Source organism: Streptomyces sp. CB02980, from assembly GCF_014451325.2.
Taxonomy (GTDB): domain Bacteria; phylum Actinomycetota; class Actinomycetes; order Streptomycetales; family Streptomycetaceae; genus Streptomyces.
Map to the genome: position 1 here is coordinate 380,644 of NZ_JACSCH020000002.1, position 15,631 is coordinate 396,274.

14 protein-coding genes and 1 pseudogene are annotated in these 15,631 nt (G+C 72.2%); 4 read left to right on the forward strand and 11 right to left on the reverse strand.

The features are described 5' to 3' along the window. Positions 1 to 159: 159 nt before the first annotated feature. On the reverse strand, positions 160 to 1,482 hold the full coding sequence (locus E0F75_RS05335) for a DUF6777 domain-containing protein (RefSeq protein WP_229312513.1): 1,323 nt from the start codon (positions 1,480 to 1,482) through the stop codon (positions 160 to 162). Positions 1,483 to 1,681: 199 nt separating this feature from the next. Here E0F75_RS05335 and E0F75_RS05340 point away from each other — a divergent pair, with 199 nt between their 5' ends. The 3 genes from E0F75_RS05340 to E0F75_RS05350 are packed head-to-tail and all read left to right on the forward strand — an operon-like array spanning position 1,682 to position 4,591. Continuing rightward, on the forward strand, positions 1,682 to 2,593 hold the full coding sequence (locus E0F75_RS05340) for a YndJ family protein (protein ID WP_229312561.1): 912 nt from the start codon (positions 1,682 to 1,684) through the stop codon (positions 2,591 to 2,593). After that, positions 2,590 to 3,141 carry a DUF1990 family protein gene (locus E0F75_RS05345; RefSeq protein ID WP_187621296.1) on the forward strand — a complete coding sequence of 184 codons (552 nt, stop codon included), beginning with the start codon at positions 2,590 to 2,592 and terminating at the stop codon, positions 3,139 to 3,141. Before E0F75_RS05340 ends, E0F75_RS05345 begins: the two co-directional genes overlap by 4 nt. A gap of 22 nt (positions 3,142 to 3,163) precedes the next feature. Further along, positions 3,164 to 4,591, forward strand: a complete 1,428-nt coding sequence (locus E0F75_RS05350; protein ID WP_187621297.1) for a lipase maturation factor family protein — start codon at positions 3,164 to 3,166, stop codon at positions 4,589 to 4,591. Between the two features lie 57 nt (positions 4,592 to 4,648). Here E0F75_RS05350 and E0F75_RS05355 read toward each other — a convergent pair whose 3' ends face one another. The 3 genes from E0F75_RS05355 to E0F75_RS05365 form a co-directional block, all read right to left on the reverse strand. Beyond that, positions 4,649 to 4,819, reverse strand: coding sequence for a hypothetical protein (locus E0F75_RS05355; RefSeq protein WP_187621298.1), 171 nt, complete (start codon positions 4,817 to 4,819; stop codon positions 4,649 to 4,651). A gap of 300 nt (positions 4,820 to 5,119) precedes the next feature. Next, the gene (locus tag E0F75_RS05360) at positions 5,120 to 6,604 is read right to left on the reverse strand and encodes an SDR family NAD(P)-dependent oxidoreductase (RefSeq protein WP_187621299.1); all 1,485 of its coding nucleotides are present in this window, start codon (positions 6,602 to 6,604) and stop codon (positions 5,120 to 5,122) included. Positions 6,605 to 6,690: 86 nt separating this feature from the next. Beyond that, on the reverse strand, positions 6,691 to 7,404 hold the full coding sequence (locus tag E0F75_RS05365) for a (2Fe-2S)-binding protein (RefSeq protein WP_187621300.1): 714 nt from the start codon (positions 7,402 to 7,404) through the stop codon (positions 6,691 to 6,693). A 244-nt stretch (positions 7,405 to 7,648) separates the two neighbouring features. Here E0F75_RS05365 and E0F75_RS05370 point away from each other — a divergent pair, with 244 nt between their 5' ends. After that, the gene (locus E0F75_RS05370; RefSeq protein WP_194480122.1) at positions 7,649 to 8,656 is read left to right on the forward strand and encodes a DMT family transporter; all 1,008 of its coding nucleotides are present in this window, start codon (positions 7,649 to 7,651) and stop codon (positions 8,654 to 8,656) included. On the opposite strand, the gene E0F75_RS05375 is transcribed toward E0F75_RS05370, so the two are convergent. From E0F75_RS05375 to E0F75_RS05405, 7 genes and pseudogenes are all read right to left on the reverse strand, one after another. Then, positions 8,537 to 10,006, reverse strand: a complete 1,470-nt coding sequence (locus E0F75_RS05375; protein WP_187621302.1) for a transglycosylase family protein — start codon at positions 10,004 to 10,006, stop codon at positions 8,537 to 8,539. The two genes, E0F75_RS05370 and E0F75_RS05375, sit on opposite strands and share 120 nt — an antisense overlap. Positions 10,007 to 10,503: 497 nt before the next feature. After that, complete coding sequence (locus E0F75_RS05380; RefSeq protein ID WP_229312514.1) at positions 10,504 to 10,821, reverse strand: hypothetical protein; 318 nt, start codon at positions 10,819 to 10,821, stop codon at positions 10,504 to 10,506. Beyond that, positions 10,815 to 11,159 (reverse strand): GNAT family N-acetyltransferase, encoded by a 345-nt coding sequence (locus E0F75_RS05385; RefSeq protein ID WP_187621303.1) that lies wholly within the window; start codon positions 11,157 to 11,159, stop codon positions 10,815 to 10,817. Before E0F75_RS05385 ends, E0F75_RS05380 begins: the two co-directional genes overlap by 7 nt. A 28-nt stretch (positions 11,160 to 11,187) precedes the next feature. Then, positions 11,188 to 11,637: an aspartate 1-decarboxylase gene (panD, locus tag E0F75_RS05390; RefSeq protein ID WP_187621304.1), complete on the reverse strand. Its 450-nt coding sequence runs from the start codon at positions 11,635 to 11,637 to the stop codon at positions 11,188 to 11,190. Positions 11,638 to 12,127: 490 nt separating this feature from the next. Then, a pseudogene (locus E0F75_RS40675) lies at positions 12,128 to 12,580 on the reverse strand (transposase family protein); the annotation flags it as partial. Positions 12,581 to 12,931: 351 nt separating this feature from the next. Beyond that, positions 12,932 to 14,737, reverse strand: coding sequence for a choline/carnitine O-acyltransferase (locus tag E0F75_RS05400; RefSeq protein ID WP_229312515.1), 1,806 nt, complete (start codon positions 14,735 to 14,737; stop codon positions 12,932 to 12,934). A 20-nt stretch (positions 14,738 to 14,757) separates the two neighbouring features. Beyond that, positions 14,758 to 15,603, reverse strand: a complete 846-nt coding sequence (locus tag E0F75_RS05405) for a class I SAM-dependent methyltransferase (RefSeq protein ID WP_187621306.1) — start codon at positions 15,601 to 15,603, stop codon at positions 14,758 to 14,760. Positions 15,604 to 15,631: the final 28 nt, after the last annotated feature.

Sequence of the window (15,631 nt, forward strand, 5' to 3'; positions counted from 1 at the left end):
CGGAAGGCCGTACCGAATGCGGCCAGGATCCGTGCCGTCCCGCCGCCCGTTCCCTCCAGGGCGCGGCTGAGCCGCTCGACCGCATCCCCTCCCCCGTTGCCCGCGTTCATGGGGCCACGCTAGGCGCAGCCCCGCCCGTGCGCACCATGAAGATCCGTTTCATCCCTCGAAGGTCTCGGGCTGATCCGGGACGGGTCGGGCGGGGAAGAGCTCCTCCGGCGGAAGTTCGCCGTCCGGGACGGTCTGCTCGCCCGGGGGCTCCGCGTACGGGTCGGCGGGGTCCGGCTGCACGCGCGGGTCGGTGTTCGGGTCCTGGTACGGATCAGCGTCGGGCACGGGGTACGGGTCGGGGTCGACCGGGCCCGGGTCGGTGCCACCGGTCCCGGAGGCGTCGGGCAGCGGGTTCTCCGGGGCCGGGGGGACCGGAGCGGGCGGGACGGGCCGGGAGGGATCGTCCGGGGTGGCGGGGCCGGGGGACGTACGGCGGTCGGGTGTGGCGCCGTCGGGCGTCGCGTCGGCGAGGGCGCACGCGTCCGGGTCGCAGTCGGGTTCCACGGCGGGCTTGCGGTCCTCGGCCCCGTCGCTGCCGGTGGCCCGCTCGATCCAGCTGCGGTCGGCGTTGTTGACGATGACCAGGCTGGTGACCACGGTGGTGGTCGGCCGGACGACGATCACACGGTCGGGGTCGAAGCCGTCCCAGGGTTCGCCCTGGTGGATGCCGTCCCGGACCGCGGCCGGGGTGCGGAGCGGGTTGCCGCAGGCGCAGCGGACGCGCGGGGAGCCGTACTGGTCGACGAGGACCGCCGTACCGGTCTGGAGGACGGACTGGAAGGCTTTGGCCTTGCCCTCGCGGTAGCCGTGGTTGGTGACCCGGGTGTCCGAGCGCAGGACGACCGGGGTCAGCCCGCGCAGCCAGTCCGGGAGGTTGGCGTCGGGGATTCCGGCGGCCTCGGCGAAGGCGCGGGTCCTGTCCTGGTCGGCGGAGAGGGACGCGACCTGCCGCTCGACGTCGCAGCTGCCCTCCGCGCGCGTGCCGCCGTAGAGGCCGGGGGTGGAGCCGGTGACCTCGCGGACCTGCGGGCCGCCGCTGTCCGGGCCCCGGGCCGGGGAGGACCCCCGTGCGGTGGCACGGGCCGAGGACTCGGTGAAGGGGTCGGGACCCTGGGCGGCGAGCGGCTGGAGGAGGACGTCCTGCGTCGAACCGGCCGCGGCGGGCTGGGCGCCGCCCCGGGACCCCTCCCAGACGGAGCTGCACCCCGCGAGGAGGAGCGAGGCGGCGAGCGCCGCGAGCGCGGAGCGGGCGACGGCGGCGCGGGGGGTCGCGCGGGGAGCCGTGGGGCGGGGCGCGCGGTGATCCGCCGCCGGGGCGGCTCGGGGGGCGGTCCGGTCGGTCGCGCGGGGAGCGGTCGGGTCGAGTGCGGTCGGGTGGGTCGCGCCCGGAGCGGTGGGGGTTCGCCGCGTCCGGCAGAGGGGTGAGCGCACCTGGTTCTCCCGCTTTCTCTCCCCCGGGCCACGGCGCCCGGTTCCGGCCAGTCCTTCATGTCTGTCGCAGTGCGCGGGGCCCCGCAAGCGGAGGGCCGCCGACCGTGTCACCACCCGCACTTGAACACGTTCAAGAAAGCCTCTACGCTCGGACACGCCAGTTGAACACGTTCAAGTGGGGGGATGCGCAATGACCGCACTGTCGGTCCTGGTGGGCACGGTCGTCACGATCGGCATGTTCTGGGCGATCCCGACGGGGCTCGCGCTCCTCGACGGCCCCCGACCACCGGGCCGGGAGGCGCTCCGGCGCGCCTGGCCGCTGTTCGCCGTCCCCGGCGCGCTCGCCCTGTGGCTGCCCCGCTCCGGGCTCTCGACCGCGCTCGCCGCCGTCTACGCCCTCGCCACGCTGGCCCTCGCGCTCCAGGCCCCGGCCCGGCTGATCCTGACCCGCTCCCTCGCGCCCGGCGAGGTCGCGGTCCTCACCGCCCTGGTCGCGCCATCCGTCGCCGGCCTCGCCCTGGTCGCGGAGCGGGCCTCGTACCCGCTCTTCGGCTTCGACCTGGACATCCTGGCGCTGACCGTCCCGCACTTCCACTTCGCGGGCTTCGCCGCCGCCCTCGTCGCCGGTCTCCTCTGCCGCGTCTCCGACGGCCCCACCGCCCGTTTCGCCGCGCTCAGCGTCCCGGCGGGCACCCTGCTCGTGCTGCTCGGCTACTTCGTCGACGACTGGGCCGAGCTGCTCGGCGCCGTCGTCCTGACGGCCGGCATGACGGCGGTCGCGGTCCTGACCCTGCGCGAACGCCGCACCCTGGCGGCCGACCGCCTCACCCGGGGGCTGCTCGCCGTATCGGCCCTGGTCCTCTTCGTCACCATGCTGCTCGCGCTGAGCTGGGCACTGGGCGAGGCGACCGGCCTTCCGCACCTCGATCTGACCTGGACGGCCGCGACCCACGGTCTGGGCAACGCCCTGGGCTTCGCGGTCTGCGCGCTGCTCGCCCACCGGCGCCTCCGCTCGGACCATCCGGCGTCGCACCCGACGCCGGACCACCTCGCGACTCCCACGAACCTCACCCATCCCACAGCCCACCCGCGAACGGAGCTTCCGGCATGACCCGCCTCATGAGCAGCCTGTCCCGGCCCGACCGCCCCCGCCCGACCCTCAGCTACCGCGAGGTCGCCGCCACCCGCACCCCGGCCGCCCTCCCCGAGGGCTACCACCACCTGCGGCACAGCGCGGTCGTCGGCCACGGCCGGGCCGCCTTCGAGGCCGCCGGAGCCGCCGTCACCACCTGGCGGATGCACCGCGCCACCGGGGCACGCCTCCTCGCCGACTCCGACCGTGCCGCCCCCGGCGTGACCGTCGAGATATCGGCGGGCCTCGGCCCGCTGCGGCTCGGAGCCCCCTGCTCGGTGATCTGGACGGCGTACGAGGAACAGCGGATCGGTTTCGCCTACGGAACCCTCACCGGGCATCCGGAGTGCGGCGAGGAGTCCTTCATGGTCCACCACGACCCCGACGGCACGGTCCGGTTCGCGGTCACCGCGTTCAGCCGCCCCGCCGCCTGGTACACCCGGCTCGGCGGCCCCGTGATCCCGCTCCTCCAGCGGGCCTACGCGCGTCAGCTGGGCCGGACGCTGCGGCGCCTCGTCAGGACGTGATCCCGGGCCGATACTGGAAGCGATGGAGTGGTTCACCGCACCCGACCACTGGCTGAGCCGGATCGTCTTCCAGCGGGGCCTCGCCGGGCTGTACTGCGTGGCGTTCCTGTCGGCGGCCCTGCAGTTCCGGGCGCTGATCGGGGAGCGCGGCATGCTCCCCGTACCGGAGTACGTGCGCAGGACCCGGCCGCGGCACACCCCGTCGCTCTTCCACTGGCGCTACTCCGACCGCCTCTTCGCGGCCGTCGCCTGGTCCGGCGCCGCGCTCGCCCTCGCGCTGCTCGCGGGCGCCGGGGACGCGGCGCCGCTGCCGGTGTCGATGCTGCTGTGGCTGGTCCTCTGGGCGCTGTACCTGTCGATCGTGAACGTGGGGCAGACCTGGTACGCCTTCGGCTGGGAGTCGCTGCTCCTGGAGACCGGGTTCCTGGCGGTCTTCCTCGGCAACGACGACACGGGGCCGCCCGTCCTCGTGCTGTTCCTGCTGCGCTGGCTGCTCTTCCGGGTCGAGTTCGGCGCCGGGCTCATCAAGATCCGCGGCGACCCGTGCTGGCGCAATCTGACCTGCCTCTACCACCATCACGAGACCCAGCCGATGCCCGGTCCGCTGAGCTGGTTCTTCCACCACCTCCCGCGCCCGCTGCACCGGGTGGAGGTGGCGGCCAACCACGTCGTCCAGCTCGTCGTGCCGTTCCTGCTGTTCACCCCGCAGCCGGTGGCCACGATCGCGGCCGGTCTCATGATCGCGACCCAGTTGTGGCTGGTGCTCTCCGGCAACTTCGCCTGGCTGAACTGGATCACCATCGTGCTCGCCCTCTCCGTCGTGGACGCCTCCCCGGTGACCGGCGAGCACCCCCGGCCCGATCCGCCGCTCTGGTACGTGGTCCTGGTCGTCGCGGTCACCGCGTTCGTCCTGGTACGGAGCTACCGACCGGTGCGCAACCTGCTCTCCCGGAACCAGGCGATGAACCGCTCGTACGACCCGTACCACCTGGTCAACACGTACGGAGCGTTCGGCACGGTCGGGCGGATCCGGGACGAGATCGTCGTCGAGGGCACCGACGACCCGGTGCCGCACGCGGGCACGGTGTGGCGGGAGTACGGTTTCAAGGGCAAGCCCGGTGATCCGCGCCGGCTGCCCCGGCAGTTCGCCCCGTACCATCTGCGGCTCGACTGGCTGATGTGGTTCGCGGCCCTCAGCCCGGGGTACGCGCGCGACTGGTTCGGCCCGTTCGTCGAGCGGCTGCTCGACGGCGACCGGGACACCCTGCGGCTGCTCGCCCACAACCCGTTCCCCGACGCGCCACCGACGTTCGTCCGCGCCCGGCTCTACCGGTACCGGTACACGACCTGGCGCGAGCTGCGCGCGACCGGGGCCTGGTGGCACCGGAGGCTCGTACGCGAGTACCTGCCGCCGACCCGGCTGCGGGAACCGGCGCGCGGGCCCCGTTGAACGCACCGGTGCCCCCGGGCCGCGAACGGCCGGGGACACCGGGGGTGAAGCGGGGGATCAGTCGATGCTGGGCAGGATGTGGGGCTCGGCGAGGTCGTCCTCGTATCCCGCGAGCCGGATCGGGGCCGCGTGGGCCCACACGTCGAGGCTCCCCAGCTCGCCGTTCCTGCGCGTCCGGTCGTTGGGTTCGGCCGGTCGCGGTTCCTGCTTCGTCAGTTCTGGTGTCACCGCGCACTCCTCTGTGTCGCGTACCTGTAGGACAGATGCCGGTCGGTCGCGGTGGCGCCGTTGTCGGGCGGGACCGCGGCCTTGGTGGCAGGCCTGTCCCTGGAAGGCCGTGAGGACGGTGTGTCTCCTCGGTGGCCGACCGTGGACATCACAGTAACCAAATGAGCGCGCCTGCGCTCTACCGGGCTCCGAAGTGTGACGCAATCGGGTGAACCAAGCCGAAAGAGCGCCCCACCTGGCCGGTGAGGCGCTCTTGCCGAAACAGCGGGAATCGCTTGTGCGGCCTGCCGCGGACGGTTTCTACCAGTTCGCGGGGGCGTAGTCCTTCAGGAAGCAGCCGTAGAGGTCCACGCCGTCCTCGCCGCGCACGATCGGGTCGTAGACACGGGCCGCGCCGTCGACCAGGTCGAGCGGGGCGTGGAAGCCGGCCTCGGCGAGGCGCAGCTTGTCGAAGTGCGGACGCTCGTCGGTGATCCAGCCGGTGTCGACCGAGGTCATGAGGATGCCGTCGGTCTTGAACATCTCCTCGCCGCTGGTCCTCGTCACCATGTTCATCGCGGCCTTGGCGGCGTTGGTGTTCGGGTGGCCCGCGCCCTTGTAGCCGCGGCTGAAGACGCCCTCCATGGCGGAGACGTTCACGACGTACGAACGTCCGCTGGCGGCCTTCTTCGCCGCCTCGGCCATCACCGGGCGCAGCTTGCTGATGAGGATGAACGGCGCCGTGTAGTTGCACAGCTGGGTCTCGAGGAGCTCCACCGGGGAGATCTGCTCGATGCTCTGCACCCAGGTGTTGGAGTCGACGACGTCCGGCACCAGGCCGCCCGCGTCGATGGCGGTGCCGTCGAGGTGCTTGGCGATGGTCGCGTTGCCCGCGACGAGCGCGAGGTCGGCGACCTGCTGGGCCTCCAGGTCGCGCACGCCGGCGGGAAGCTCGGACGATCCGACGAGCTCGCCGACAGCGCCGGAGTTGAAGGCGCCGATCACGTGGTGGGCGGGCAGCTCGCCGGCCGGCAGCGCGGCGTTCTCGCCCTCGACCAGGGCGGCGTACGCGGACGGCAGCCGGCGCACGGTCTGCGTCGCGTTGTTGATGAGGATGTCCAGCGGCCCGGCCTCGGTCATCTGGTCGGCGAGCGCCACGGCCTGGGCCGGGTCGCGCAGGTCGATGCCGACGACCTCGAGGCGGTGCATCCAGTCCGCCGAGTCGTCCATCGCCTTGAAGCGGCGGATGGCGTCCTTGGGGAAGCGGGTGGTGATGGTGGTGTGGGCGCCGTCGCGCAGCAGCCGGAGCGCGATGTACATGCCGATCTTGGCCCGGCCGCCGGTGAGCAGGGCGCGCTTGCCGGTGAGGTCGGCGCGGGCCTCGCGCCTGGCCCGGTTCTCGGCGGCGCACTGCTGGCAGAGCTGGTGGTAGAAGTAGTCGACCTCGACGAACCGCGTCTTGCAGATGTAGCAGGAGCGCGGACGCTGGAGTATCCCCGCGATCCGGCCTTCCTCGGTGACGGAGGAGGGCAGGATGCCCTCGGTCTCGTCGTCGATGCGCTGCGCGGAGCCGGTGGCCGTGGCCTCGGTGACCGCCTTGTCGTTGGCGGTCTTGAACGCCCGGCGCTCCTGGCGGCGGCGCTGCTTCACGGTCCGGTAGATCCCGGCGGTGGCGCGCCGGACGCGGATGGCGTCCGGGTGGTCGACGTCGAGCTTGTCGAGCTCGTCGAGGACGCCGAGGCAGACGGCCAGGCGATCGGGGTCGATACCCGGCCCGTAGTCCTGGTTTTCTTCGGTCACCGTCATGGCCTTCGGGTTCCTCGTTCGCTCGTACGTCACCGTTCGTGGGCTGTCACCGTCCGTGGGCTCGCAAGACGGCAACCCCGGCAACTTTACGGAGCGGGGGGCCGCCCCTCCAAACCCGTTCGGGGGGCGTGGTCGAAGACACAGTCGCCGCACAGGCCCGCGCCGGGGCAGCGGTAGTAGAGACAGCAGCTGACGCGGCGCAGCCGGGGGCCGCGGACCGTACCGGCGAGGTCAGGGTGGTCGAGGAGTCCGGAGACCAGGTCGGCGGCCCGTGCGGCGGCCTCGGGGCGGCCGTGGGCGTGCGCCCAGCGGGTCAGCTCGCGCAGGGCGCCGGCCAGGGCGGAGCCCGCGTTGCCCCAGAGCAGGCGCGGGGAGATGTGCCCGTCGCGGCGGAGTGCCGCGTGGAGCGGCACGAGGTGGGCCTCCTGGACGGCCGCGCGGATCTCGTCGACGGTCGCGGGGCGGGTGTCGGAACCGGCCCACCACAGGTCGTCGGGTGAGGTGAGGGCCCCGTCCCAGTACAGCTCTGCGGGGTCGAGGGCGGGGAAGCGGCCGTGCAGGGCGGCGGGCCCGAGGGCGGTGGACCAGAGCCGGGCGGCGAGCCCGAGGTGGGCGACGGATGCCCCGACGCGCCGCTCGGGGGCGCCGAGCCGGTCGGCGACCCGGTCCACGCGCGCGTGGAGGGGGCCGTCGTCGCCCGCGTACAGGCGCGCGAGCGGGCGGTGCGCTCCGCCGGTCTCCGGCGCACTGGTGCGCAGGGCGAAGAATCCGCCCACCGACCCGCTCTCCACAAGATCCACCCGAGCTCCCCCCGATTCCGGTCACGGTCGCGTGCCGAGGTCTTCCGGGCACGAATTCCGACCACCGTAACCGCTCCGCGCGGCTCTTCGACACTGCTCGAAAAAGTCGCTTTGCACCCGTTCTGACCTGCACGGGTGTACATCTCCAGGCGTACGTCGGGCCCACGTACTGCGACAGGTGTACCCGCGAAGACGTCCCCTGGTACGACGACGCGATCGGCCGGGAAGAGAGATCGTGGAAGGTATGAGTCCCCTCCTGCTGTCCGTCCTCCTGGCCCTGGTCTCGGCGGTCGCCTACGCGGCCGCGGCGATCGTGCAGGAGCGGGTCGCGGCCTCCGCCGCAGGTCCGCGCTACGCGCCGCTGCGCAGCCCGGCCTGGTGGGGGTCCGTCCTGCTCAACGGCGTCGGCGCGACCCTGCACGTCGCGGCCCTCGCGTACGGACCGCTCAGCCTGGTCCAGCCGCTGGGTGCGCTCACGATCGTGTTCGCGCTGCCCATGGCCGCGCTGTTCGTCGGCCGCAAGGCCGGATCGCGGGCCTGGCGCGGCGCCGTGATGGCCACGGTGGGTCTGGCCGGGCTGCTCAGCCTCACGAGCGGTGCCGAGGCGCGGTCCCTGGCCGACGGCGACCGGTGGCTGCTCGCGGGCTGCACCTTCGGGGTGGTGGCCGCGCTGTTCGCGGCCGCGCACCTGGTGGGCAGGTCGGTGCTGCGCAGCGTCGTCCTGGCCGCCGCCGCGGGTGTCGCCTTCGGTATCGCCTCGGTCTTCACGAAGTCGGTGGCGGAGGAGTGGACGCCCGGCGCGCCGCTCGCCGAATGGACCGCGCTCCTCGTGCTCTCGGCGCTCGCCGTGACCGGGCTGCTCCTGTCGCAGGCCTCGTACCGGGGCGCGGGGCTCGCGGCCCCGCTGGCCACCGTCACGGTGGTCAACCCGGTGGTCGCCGCGGCCGTGGGCCTGACCCTGTTCGGCGAGAGCTTCCGCTACGGCACGGCGGGCACCGTCGCCGCGCTGATCAGCGGCGCGGTGGCCGCGGGCGGCCTGATCCAGCTCACGCTGGACCGGATGACGGTGCCGGCCGAGTCACTCCCGGCGTCGGGTCGGGGGCGTGCACCGGACTCCGGACCAGCGGCGGGGTCAGAGGGAGACCCCGCGCGCCCTGAGGTAGGCCAGGGGGTCGATGTCGGAGCCGTACCCGGGACCCGTCCGTACCTCGAAGTGCAGGTGCGGTCCCGAGCTGTTGCCGGTCGATCCTGAGCGGCCGATGCGCTGGCCGGCGGTGACCCGCTGGCCTTCGCGGACGGCGAGCGCGGAGAGGTGGGCGTACTGGCTGTAGCGGCCGTCGTCGTGGCGGAGGACGATCTGGTAGCCGTACGCGCCTCCCCACCCGGCGGAGACGATCCGTCCCCCCGCCACGGCCTTGACGGAGGTGCCGGTGGGCACGGGGAAGTCGACGCCGGTGTGGTAGCCGCTGGACCAGGAGGAACCGGGCTTGCCGTAGCGGGTGCCGATGTCGGCGGAGACGGGGGCGGAGTAGCGGTCCTCCGCCGCGGCGGGCGGCCGCGGCGTGGAGGCGGGCCGGGGAGCGGGCTTCGTCCTGGGCGTGGACGCGGGCTTCGCGGCGGGCTTGGACGTCTGCTTCGCCACGGGCTTCGTGGCGGGCTTGGACGTCTGCTTCGCCACGGGCTTCGTGGCGGGCTTGGACACCTGCTTCACGGCCGGCTTGGACGCGGGTTTGGTGACGGGCTTGGTCACCGGCTTCGCCACGGGCCGCTGGGCGACCGGCTTCGCGGTCGGCTTCGCGATCGGCTTCGTGGTCGGCGGTGTGGCGGGCCGGGTCCGGGGCGCGGTGCCGGGTCCCGAGAGCCTCGGCGGGGGCGTCGTGACCGAGGGGGCCTTCGTCGGGGGCTTCTTCGGGGCGGCGATGCGCAGGGTCAGGCGCTGGCCGGGGTGGATGAGGTCGGGGTCGTCGCCGACGACGGGCCGGTTCGTGTCGTACAGGCGCTTCCAGCCACCCTGGACCCGCTCGTCGCGGGCGATCTTCGACAGGGAGTCGCCGGGCGTCACCGTGTACATCTCGCGGACGGTGGGGACGGCGGTCGGGCCGACGTTCCTGGCCGGCCGCTCGGATAAGGCGCGCTGGCCGGGCAGGGAGGCGGTGCTGGGCGTGTTCCCGCCGCGGGACGCCTTCGTGGTCGCCGCACGGGGGGTGATGTCCGGGGCGTCTCCGCCCCGGGCGAGGCCCGAGCCGGGGCCGCAGGACGGCCAGGCGCCGGGCCCCTGGCCCTTCAGGACCCGCTCGGCGATCGCGATCTGCTGGTCCTTGGAGGCGAGGTCGGCGCGCGGCGCGTAGTGCGTGCCGCCGTAGGCCTCCCAGGTGGACTGGCTGAACTGCAGACCGCCGAAGTAGCCGTTGCCCGTGTTGATGTGCCAGTGGGAGGTCGACTCGCAGGACGCGACCTTCTCCCAGACATCGAGCGAGGCGGCCTGAACGGTGCCTGCCCCGATGAAGGGCAGCGCCATTCCGGCGCCTCCCGCGGTGACGGTGAGCGAGGCACGGTTGATCCGGCTCGGCTGGTGGCGGCGGTGACGTCCGCGTACGGCCATGGGCCCCCCTTGAACACAGCAACAGCCGTCCAAGTTAGGGGTGGCGCACGCTCCGTGACAAGGGATACGCCAAAGCCCAAGGCCCGTATGTCACCTTCCCGTTGACGCCGGACGGCGACCGGCGGGGCCCGGCTGGGGCTGAGGCTCGGGTTCCGGTACCGGTCCGCCGGGCTGCGGCGCCGGGCTCGGATCGGGGTCCGGCGGGACCGGGACCGGGTTCGGCGGGGGGACCGGCGGCGGTGACGGAACCGGCGGCGGAATGGGCGAGGGGGGCAGCGGATCGGGGTACGGGTGGGTCATCACGGACCTCTCGGTCGACGGGTTCCTCACTCCCCAGGGTGGCCCGGCGGACGCCGCGGCGCCCGCCGGATCCCGTCCTTCGGGTCAGTCGGCGGTGCCGCGCGGACCGGACGCCGCGTCGGCCGCGGCGGCGAGGTAGCCGTCCCGGTCCCCCGCCTCGAACAGCGCCCAGGGGGTGTCTTGTCGATCAGGCCGGATCAGGGAGCGGCGTCTGGTGCCGTGCCGCACGGGCACGGCACCAGGTCGCCCGCCTGCCGCTCGGCGATCCCGCCGATCGTGGAACAGGTGCGGAGCACGGCCTCGGCCGCGCTCGCGACGGCCGCCGCGAGCGCGGCCGCCACCGCCCCGGCGACCGCCTCGGGCCCCGCCTCCCGGGCGCGCACCAGCAGCTCCTCGTCGACGACGTGGCGCAGGACGAGCCCGGGGTGGTGCCGGTCGCGGAGCCCGTCGAAGACGGGGACGTGGACCGGTGAGGTGTGCAGCAGGGCCAGCGTTGTGCCGGTCGTGGTCACCACAGGCTCGGGGTGGACTTCAGCTGGAGCTTCGCCGCACGGACCACCTCGGACGGGGCGACCGGCGCCTCGTCCGGGTGACGCTCGGCCCAGGCGGCGGCGTACGGGCAGAGCGGCACGACGGGTACGCCCTCACCTGCGGCGATCGCGTAGAACTCGCGCACGAGCGCCCCGGCGACGCCCTTGCCCTCGTGGCCGTCCTCGACGACCGTGTGCACGGCGACGAGGGCGTGGGGCTCGGCGGTGAGCACGAAGTAGACGACGACACCGACGTAGGTGCCATCCTCGAAGGCCTCCAGGCGTCCGTTCGCCCGGTCGTCTCGAATCTCCGGCTCGGCCATGCGGCGACGCTCCCTCGGCGTGGATCGGTCAGATGCGCACGGTGACGGGCGCGGCGGCGGGCGCGGGCACGGCATGCGGGCCGCGCACCGTGTCGCTCCCGGGGACGGGCGCGGAGGCGTCGGTCCCCAGCTCCACGATGCGGTTGTCACCGTCGACGTGCACGACGCGCGGCACGAACGTCCGGGCCTCGGCGTTCTCGATCTGCGCGTAACTGATGAGGATCACGAGGTCGCCGGGGTGTACGAGGTGGGCGGCGGCACCGTTGATCCCGATGACACCGGAACCGCGCTCGCCCTCGATGACGTAGGTCTCGAGTCGGGCGCCGTTGTCGATGTCGACGATGTGCACGAGCTCACCGGGCAGGAGGTCGGCCGCCTCCATCAGGTCGGCGTCGACGGTGACCGAACCGACGTAGTGCAGGTCGGCCTGGGTCACGGTGGCCCGGTGGATCTTGGACTTGAACATTGTCCGGAACATGAAGAAACTCCCGAAATGTCTGCTCCCTGCCTGCTTCCTGCAGGTCAAAGGCGGTCTTGGGAGGCTACATCGCTTCGCATGTGCGGTCGGCTGTTGTCCGGTGTTTCAGGACTCACACTGACCCGTTGCTGACTTTTCTGACGCCACGCCAGTCGCACGAGCAGGCGCGTCTTTGCGCTCGGCACGTTCTCCATACCAGGCAACAGCGAGTGCCTGAAGAAGGCTTCGTCCTGCTGGGTACCGGACACGGCATATTGCTCATCAAGGCCCAGCGGCACCGCCCAGTGGCACTCGACGGCCTCCTCGCTGTTTGGGGAGGTGTCGGCTTGGGTGTGGCCGTGCCGACACTGGCGAAGGGTTCGCCCCGATGACGGACTCCCGCAGCAATGAGCGCCTTGTCCAGGCGCTCGATCCACTCGGGCCGGGTTGACCTCGTCCTGGTCGGCGCGCCGGAAGTAGAGCTCGGCCGGCCGCTCCGGCGACCCGGTTCGAGGCCGGTGTCGCGCTGCCGGCAGCCTCGGAGGATCTTGTAGTGCTTCATGTGGGCGAAGGCGCACTCGCCGCTGACCCGCACCCGTCGGTGTTCGGCGTTGCCTTCTTCCTCGCCGGACAGCAGGGCTCGTCCGGAGCGTTTGCGGTGCGGGACGAGGAGGCCGGAATGGATGTACGCGCCGACGGCCGGCACGGTCACGCCTTCCCAGTGCTGGGCCAGGGCGGAGTCCCGCCATGCCCTCGCGTCCGCGGAGTTGCCGGGAACGGGCCGGGCCGCGGCCATCACCGGTTTGGTCTCGGCGTCGATGATGTCCTACACGTTCGCCGAGAACCGGTAGTTGCGTGAGGACGCTCCGGCCTTGCGGTCGCGGACCGGAATCAGGGTGCCGTCCACGATCCACAGCCGCCCGACCGCGTCGGCCGAGCGGGCGGCCGGCTCGATGGCCACCACCCTCCAGAAAGCGTCCGTGATCATCGTCATTCCGGCAGTCAGGAACGGAGGCAGTCGACCGGGAATCGAGCCGCGCACCGCCATGGTCAGCTGACCCAAGCCCCTTCTGCTCCCCCTGTGGGCTGTACTCCTTCCAAGACGTGGGTCTGAGCCGGTCATTCGTAAGATCGGAGGGCTTCGGGGCTCCAGGTGCGGCTGTCTCGATGGCTTACGGGACTTGGCCGCCTGGAGCCCCGTGACGACCCGACCACCCATAGGGATACGCGATGCGATCGCTGAGTAGGCCAACGTCGGTGTCGGCCGTGCCCTTCCCCCCGGAGGGCACGGCCGACGGTCCGTTCCGTGCGCCGGTCAGTCCTCGGACCGCACGGACGTCAGCAGTTCGCGCAGTTCGGCAACCGCCTCGCGGAGGTGGCCGGCGAAGGCGTGCATCTGGTCGGCGACCGGCAACGGGGTGCTCAGGTAGATGTTGAAGCGCTCGGGCAACAGCACGTACGCGACACCGATGCACCGGCTGCTCGTGGAGCCGAAGCCGAAGAACTGGATGTTGGCCGACGGCGCGGAGCTGGTGCTCAGGTAGTCGTCCCGCATCGTCAGCCAGCCCGGCGTTCGGTACACGGAGGGCTGCTCGTCCACCCCGAGCTCCGCCCCCCGGCGGCGCTGGATCAGCTCCAGCTCCCACAGGTGCTGCTCGGGCACCTGGCCGGCCTGGCTCTCCTTCGCACGCGCCACATGGGCGTCGGCGGCGGCACGGAAAGCGACGTGCCGAAGGTTGGTGTCCGTCGACGGGTCGTCCATCGCGGCGACGAACGCGAGCATCTCGGGGGTGACGACGCGCATCGCCTCCGTCCGCCCGTGCTGGTACTGCCGCGTCGCGATCGATTCGTACGTCGCACCGAGCCGGCCCTTCGCCCGCTGGTGGGCCAGCTGATAGGCGACCTGGACGAACGCGTCCGGCGAAACCCCCAGCGCCTTGGCCGCACTGCTGCCGAAGTCCTCGAAGGACACGGTGCTGGTCGCGGTGTTCCGCCCGTACGCGGCGAATGCGTCGGCGGCGGCGCGCACCTGCGTGCGCAGCGCGTCGTCGAGCGCGAACACGACCGGCTCCAGTACGGGCTGTCCCTGAGAGCGGGCCCCGGACCGGCGTGAGAACTCCTCGGCGGGGCTCGTGAGCAGGGCGTCGGTGAAGCTGAGGATGGTGGTGCCGTCCAGCTCGCAGTGCTCGACGTTGATGCCGGCGCGCCCGTCGGCGAAGACGACGAACGACACGGCCTTGTCGAACCACCGGTTGCCGCGGTCGCCGTACAGCAACTGGTCGCAGGCGTCCTGAGTGCTCTCCGGTGCGAAGTCCTCCAGACAGACGCAGAACAGTGCGGTCTCGACGGTGTCGAGCGCGTCGGCGTTACCTGGGTGGACGGCGACGAGAGAGGCCCGGGCTGCGGCCCATTCGGCACGAGCCATGGTGGTCAGGTGACCCACCGACGTGTCCTCGCCGGCTCGCTCGTCGCCCGCCTTCATCACCGCGCGCAGCCCCGCCTCGAGTTCGTCCAGGGCGTGCGGGACGCCGTCGGGACCGATGACGTCGAGCCGGAAAATCCGGCCACGGAAGAACACCACGATGTGAGGGGCGTCGGACGGACCAGGCCAGGCGTCGGTGTACGGGGCGCGGACGGTGTCCTGCTGTGCGCCGGGGATTCTGGTGGTGGAGAACAGGAACTTGTTCTGCACCATCGACTGGTGTGCTCCGCGCTGCACCACTGGCGCGATGAGCCCGTCGTCGAGCTGCCGCTTGTGGTCGAGGGCCCCCGCGATGAGCCCGGCCGCCCGCTCCACCTGAGGGCGGCCCGTGTCCCTGAACAAGAAGAAGAAGTTGGCGTTCAGAGCGATCCGGTCCCGGCGGCCCAGGTAGCGGTAGGGCCAGAAGGTGTCGAGCCAGCTGTGCACACCCTCCGTGGCGTCGTACTCCTCCAGCGCCGCGTGCAGGACCCGGCCGGGGCCACCGGGTCGGAGGAAGGCGGCCACCTCCGCCTCGGTCGCCGCCCGCTCGTCCGGCGTCAGCAGCGGCGCGCACCAGGCGAGGAATTTCTCGCAGCTGGCTTCCAGGGTGGGCAGCGGCACCCGCGGCAGGTCGGCCTCCCGGGCGAAGGTCGCGTTCACCACAGCATCCTGACTGGTCTTCAATTCTGCTCTCGATTCGGATCGTCGATACCTGGGGTGTCGTGCGGGCGGGAAAGATAGAGCTGTGCGTAGAGCCAGCCTTCCGTTTCGAGGCCCCTCGCATCCACTCCGGCGGCCGACATGCTCTCGAGCACGAGCGCCTGTTCCTGCGGGGAGGCGAAACGGCGCTGTTTGAACACCTCGTCGACGCGGATCGTGCGGTAGCCCAGTCCTCCCAGTGCCTGCTCCACGGGGTCGAAGGGGAACATTCGCAGCACGAAGTGCGCCATCCAGGGCCGCCGGGGGCCCTGCGCCTCGACGATCCGTACGAGTGTCCGCTCGGTGACGTAGCCGAGGCAGCCGGTCGAGATCACCAGGTCCGCCCCGGCGAGCTGGGCGCGCTGTCGCGGCGTGGGCTCGTTCGCCTCCAGGTCGGCGTGCACCGCGTCGTCGAGGAACCCGGCCTCGTGCGCGTAGGACAGTGCGTGATGGGAGGTGTCGAGGCCGGTGAAACGGATGCGCTGGGCGGGCTGGTGCGAGCGGGACAGCTTCCGGTCGCGGACGAGCAGGGCTTCGCGGCTCTTCCCGTCGAGGCCCTCGTCGTCGTAGCGGGCGTAGAGCTCGTCCATGGTCACGTCGTACTTGAGCAGTGCGGCGTTGATTCCGTACGAGCAGCCGATGTCCACGATGTGGGGCACGGTGACGTGCAGGGCCTCCCGGTACTCCTTCACGAGTTTCGCGAAGTAGGGCTTCGCCTGCTGTGGAACGCAGTAGCCGAGGGGGCGCAGCAGGCGGAAGTAGGCCCGGGGATCGGGCTGTGTGTAGATGTGGTCGAGCGTGACTTTCCCGGTCGCGTCGAAACGCACAGGGCTTACTCCTCGTCGATCGCAGAGC